The organism is Nocardia sp. NPDC059764 (assembly GCF_042732555.1).
Classification (GTDB): Bacteria; Actinomycetota; Actinomycetes; order Mycobacteriales; family Mycobacteriaceae; genus Nocardia.
This window is the reverse complement of sequence record NZ_JBHWHH010000302.1, coordinates 1-4,495: the sequence shown is the minus strand read 5'-3', so window position 1 is coordinate 4,495 and position 4,495 is coordinate 1. Positions and strand designations below refer to the sequence as shown.

General features: G+C 63.2%; 6 protein-coding genes. 2 read left to right on the top strand and 4 right to left on the bottom strand.

The window, feature by feature from the left end; translation table 11 throughout:
- From ACFV4K_RS34885 to ACFV4K_RS34870, 4 genes are all read right to left on the bottom strand, one after another.
- Nucleotides 1-266, bottom strand: a 266-nt coding sequence (locus ACFV4K_RS34885; protein WP_379280569.1) for a hypothetical protein, incomplete at its 3' end; no start/stop codon positions are given.
- Nucleotides 267-933: 667 nt separating this feature from the next.
- Nucleotides 934-1,224, bottom strand: coding sequence for a hypothetical protein (locus tag ACFV4K_RS34880; RefSeq protein ID WP_379280568.1), 291 nt, complete (start codon nucleotides 1,222-1,224; stop codon nucleotides 934-936).
- On the bottom strand, nucleotides 1,221-1,412 hold the full coding sequence (locus ACFV4K_RS34875; protein WP_379280567.1) for a hypothetical protein: 192 nt from the start codon (nucleotides 1,410-1,412) through the stop codon (nucleotides 1,221-1,223). Before ACFV4K_RS34875 ends, ACFV4K_RS34880 begins: the two co-directional genes overlap by 4 nt.
- A complete protein-coding gene (locus ACFV4K_RS34870; RefSeq protein WP_379280566.1) occupies nucleotides 1,409-2,116 on the bottom strand; it encodes a hypothetical protein in 708 nt (235 codons plus the stop codon). The genes ACFV4K_RS34875 and ACFV4K_RS34870 overlap by 4 nt, the downstream gene beginning before the upstream one ends.
- 197 nt (nucleotides 2,117-2,313) lie before the next feature.
- Between ACFV4K_RS34870 and ACFV4K_RS34865 the strand changes: the two genes are divergently transcribed.
- Together ACFV4K_RS34865 and ACFV4K_RS34860 are read left to right on the top strand one after the other, a co-directional pair.
- On the top strand, nucleotides 2,314-2,874 hold the full coding sequence (locus ACFV4K_RS34865) for a hypothetical protein (RefSeq protein WP_379280565.1): 561 nt from the start codon (nucleotides 2,314-2,316) through the stop codon (nucleotides 2,872-2,874).
- Nucleotides 2,875-2,883: 9 nt separating this feature from the next.
- Complete coding sequence (locus ACFV4K_RS34860) at nucleotides 2,884-4,218, top strand: Dyp-type peroxidase (protein WP_379280564.1); 1,335 nt, start codon at nucleotides 2,884-2,886, stop codon at nucleotides 4,216-4,218.
- The last annotated feature ends 277 nt before the right edge of the window (nucleotides 4,219-4,495 follow it).

Here is a 4,495-nt window from a genome sequence, read left to right as displayed (position 1 = left end):
GGGCTTCGTCGTGCCGGGCGGTTGGCCGCCGCCTTCTTCGCGGGCTTCGGTTCGGCGAGCGCCGGCGACTGAGCCGCGAGCGCATCCTTCAGGAACTGGCCGGTGTAGCTGTCCGCAACGGCCGCAATGTCTTCCAGGGTGCCCGCGCGATGACGGCACCGCCGATACGCACGGTGGTGCGCGCCACGGCGATGCCCGCCTGCACTGTGACGTTGAAGGGTGCATCCCCGGACCGAGGAAGTCGGAATCCGGGGATGCCACAACATCCCCCGCGGCTCCTTCCACCTACGCCGAGACGTCAGCCCGTGATCTCAGATACAAAAGACCACACTTCCCAAGGGGAAGCAGATGGCAATTGATCCATCGGCGGGAACAACCGCGGTCGATGTCGAACTAGGCGTTGCCGCCGAAGCTGCCGGAGCTGCGATAGCGCCCAGCGGGAGGGCGATAGCGATTGCGGCCACGAACTTGATCATTTTGCTGGACATATCTGTTCCTCGATGTCGAGTGACTTGTCCAGTGCAGCCGGGCAACCTCGGTGATTGCCGCCGAGCCGCTGCGCTGGTGATTGAGCGACAAAGTCTGCTACAGCAGACAGTGGCACGACTGCGACCGCTCGCTGCGCCGCCCTCGGAAGCGGCTCATGACGCACTCCGTCCGTTCTCGACCCCGACCGATTGTCATGGTCCTCCATGACGAGCGATAGCCACATGGTGAAGTCGCCGAACCACACCCTATGCGGAATGGTCCGTGGCAGACCCCGCCACGACCGTGTCGACCTGGCGGCTCCGGTAGCTGTATTCGACCGAAGCAACGCCCTTTTTCACAGTTCTGCGGAAAGGACGCTATTCGAGGCTAACCGCGATCGGCCAGCGTCCACCAGGGGCCAAAGTCTCATTCGAAGGTCCACCACTGCCGACCAGCTGAGACTGCTCAACCGCTCAGATTGGTCAGTGCCCGCAGGATCATGAAGACGGCGGCTATGCCGAAGCAGGCGAGTCCGACGACCCATACGTTGAACATCTGCCGCATCGGTATCAGCTTACCCACAAGCCCCGCGTCCAGGTCGCCGATGTCCTGTTGCCTCGCAAATGCCGTGCCATGTGCGCCCCAGGTTCCCACGTCCAGTTCATTCTGTTCGAAACGCTCCAGCCAGAGTTCATCCCTGCGGCCGGCGAGGCGGTGGCTTGCCATCAACATGATCGAGATGATCGAGACGATCAATGCGAGGAGGCGATCCGCGCGACGGAGTCGTTACCTGCTCCCATCGCGATACCGAACAGGAAGGCCTGCGCGGTCAGACTGAGCGCGGGCACCTGCCAGAGCAGATTCTCGTATTGCAGGTGCCGGTCCGCCACCGCGAAATAGAGCAGCTCCAAATCAGGCGAACGCTGCGAAGATGACTCGTTCACGAAGGCCCCCGAGACCGGTCGCCCTCGTCGCGCTGCTCGCCGATCAGCCCGGCTCGGGCCAGGAGCAAGCAGCTGACCACCAACACCCAGACCGGAAACACCATGGTCAGCCACCGGCTCATCTCGCTGCCGATCAGCAGCACCAGGGCGGCCAGGTAGCTGAGCGCGACAAGCCAGCGGGGCATCAGCCTGGTCTTCAACCAAATCGTCGCGAGCGAGATCATGAACACCGCGGCCATCCGCAGAGCGTAGGTCTGGCTCGACGAGATCACCATCATCCTGGCGAAGTTGGTCACCTCGGTGCGGGCGACCGGATCGGTGACGCTGTTGTTGCTCGTCACAAGACCGGCGATACCAGCGGTCGCGACGAACATCATCGCGACGAAGAGCAGTCCGCTGCTCAGAAATACCGTCAGGAAGAACCGGTCTTCGTGGTGTCCGAACCCGTCGCGGACGACGCCGATGAACCACAGGAAGCTGATTCCGGCGAATGGCATCAGCACGGTCGCCGTGGTGAGCGCGCCGTGCCGGCTCTGCAGCCATTGCGCCGAATCCTCGACGTGGTCGGGCATTTGGATCCGAATCAGGACCAGCGTTGTCCCGAGCAATATCGCAAAGAGCACTCCGGCCAGCGCGGCGGCTCGCGGCGTTGACAAATGCCCCAGACGCGGTGCAGGCTTGCTGCGTTGCGACGGAGTCGACATAGGGTCATCCTGCCACAATGGGTTGTCTGCCCAGGGAATTCGCGGTATCGCCACTGCTTATCGCGGTCGGCGGCCTAACAAATCGACAACAGTTTCAGACCTCTGGCCTCAGCTGATTCACGGCATCCGTATTCGGTGCCGAATACAGGTTACGACACGGTCTCAATAGGTGGCTTACCGGGAAAGGTGTGGACAACATGCCATCCGCCGATCAGGACTGGAGTAGACCAGCAGCGCTGGCCCTTCCCGAAGAGGGCTACTTCGAATTGCAACGTGGCAGATACGGTCCGACGTATCCACGAACCCCGGCATGTTACGGGTTCTCGATCATCGCCAAGGTGAAACCCGGCCGGGAAGAGGCCATCCGTGCCCACGGCCAGCGGATCCAAGACGCGGTGGCCGCAAGCCCGGATGTATTGGCACCGCTCCGGCTGCACTACCTGCGGTGGCTGCTGTTCGACGTCGGATTCGGACTGTACTTCCAGTATCAGGGCATCTTCGATACCGATTTCGACAAGTACACCGAAGACGCCGTGACACTGTTCTCACAGACCGGTATCGACACCGTCTTCACAAACCTCGAGGGATTCCCGGATGACTGGAAGGAAAATCCCGCGTCGTTCGTGGAATTCGTTCGCGAACACCAGTTTCCGAGCTTCCTCGAGTACGGCGAGTACCCCTACGTCACCTCCGACGAGATCAAGAAGGCGCTGCGGGCGAAGGCGGCGTTCTCCGACATGCTCGATCAGATGCAGTAGCCCGCGGCCATGCTCGAACTCGAGGATATTCAGCACATCCTGCTCACCCGCACCCCGGCGGTGACCGGACGCTATGAATTCCTGTCCTTCGACGACCCCGCCGGGGGCCGCGCTTGGTTGAGGCCGCTGCTGGACCGGGTGCAGTCGGCCGCGGACGTGCACGCCACGATGGACAGTTCGCAGCGGTGGGTCACACTGGCCTTCACCTGGAATGGGTTGCGGGCGCTCGGGGTTCCAGACCAAGCGCTGGCCACCTTTCCCGACGAATTCCGTGAGGGCATGGCCGCCCGGGCCGACATCCTGGGCGACACCGGCGCCAATCATCCCGACAACTGGGTGGGCGGACTGGCCGGTGCCGACTTGCACGCCATCGCAATCCTGTTCGCCCGCACCGAGGACGAACGACAGCGATGCACGGCCGAACACGAGAAACTGGTAGCCGGCTGTCCGGGTGTGCGCATGTTGTCGTTCCTGGATTTGAACTCGACACCGCCGTTCAACTACGCCCACGATCACTTCGGGTTTCGAGATCGCCTGTCCCAGCCGGTGATCGAAGGATCGGGGGAAGAACCGACCCCGGGCTCGGGCGCGCCCCTGCAACCCGGTGAATTCATCCTCGGCTACCCCGACGAGAACGGGCCACCCCACGGGCTGCCGCAGCCGGAAGCCTTGTCCCGCAACGGCAGTTACATGGCCTACCGGCGGCTACAAGAACACGTGGGTGCGTTTCGGGACTTCCTGCACGAGAACGCCGACACCGCGGACGGGCAGGAACTCCTCGCCGCCAAACTCATGGGCCGGTGGCGCAGCGGCGCGCCGCTCGTGCTGTCACCGGACCACGACGATCCCGAACTCGGCGCGGATCCCTTGCGCAACAACGACTTCAACTACAAGCAGATGGACCCGCACGGTTATGCGGTACCACTCGGCTCGCATGCGCGCCGACTCAACCCGCGCGACACCGCAGTGAATATGAACCGGCGCAGGATGATTCGCCGCGGTGCCACATATGGACCAGCGCTGCCCGAGGACGCGCGCGACGACGGCGCGGACCGGGGCATCGCCGCGTTCATCATCTGCGCCGACCTGGTCCGCCAGTTCGAGTTCGCCCAGAACGTCTGGATCAACGACAAGGCATTCCACGAACTCGGCAACGAGCACGACCCCATTTGCGGCACCCAGGACGGCACCCTGGAATTCACCATCCCCAAGCGGCCGATCCGAAAGGTGCACACGAGCCTGCCCGCCTTCACCACTCTCAAGGGCGGAGCGTACTTCTTCCTGCCCGGTATCAGCGCCCTGCGCTACCTGGCCACGCTCGAAAACCCAGAGGTGACCTCATGAGCAGTCTGCCGACGGCACGCACCTACAACCAGAGCCACATCCCGCGCACGGCCGACGGGCGGCGGCGGATCAGCATCTACTGGACGTGGAGCTACCCCTGGGAAGCCCAACGCGACCCCGCCGAGCAGGCACCTCTGGCACAACCTCGCCACCATGAAATGACCTGGCACCACACGGCGAGGGGGACTGCCCCGAGTTCGGTTGACTCGCGGGGTGTGGTGTTTCAGGCCGCGAGTGCGGGCTGATTGATTGTCTCAAATTCGATCGGTGTCAGGCG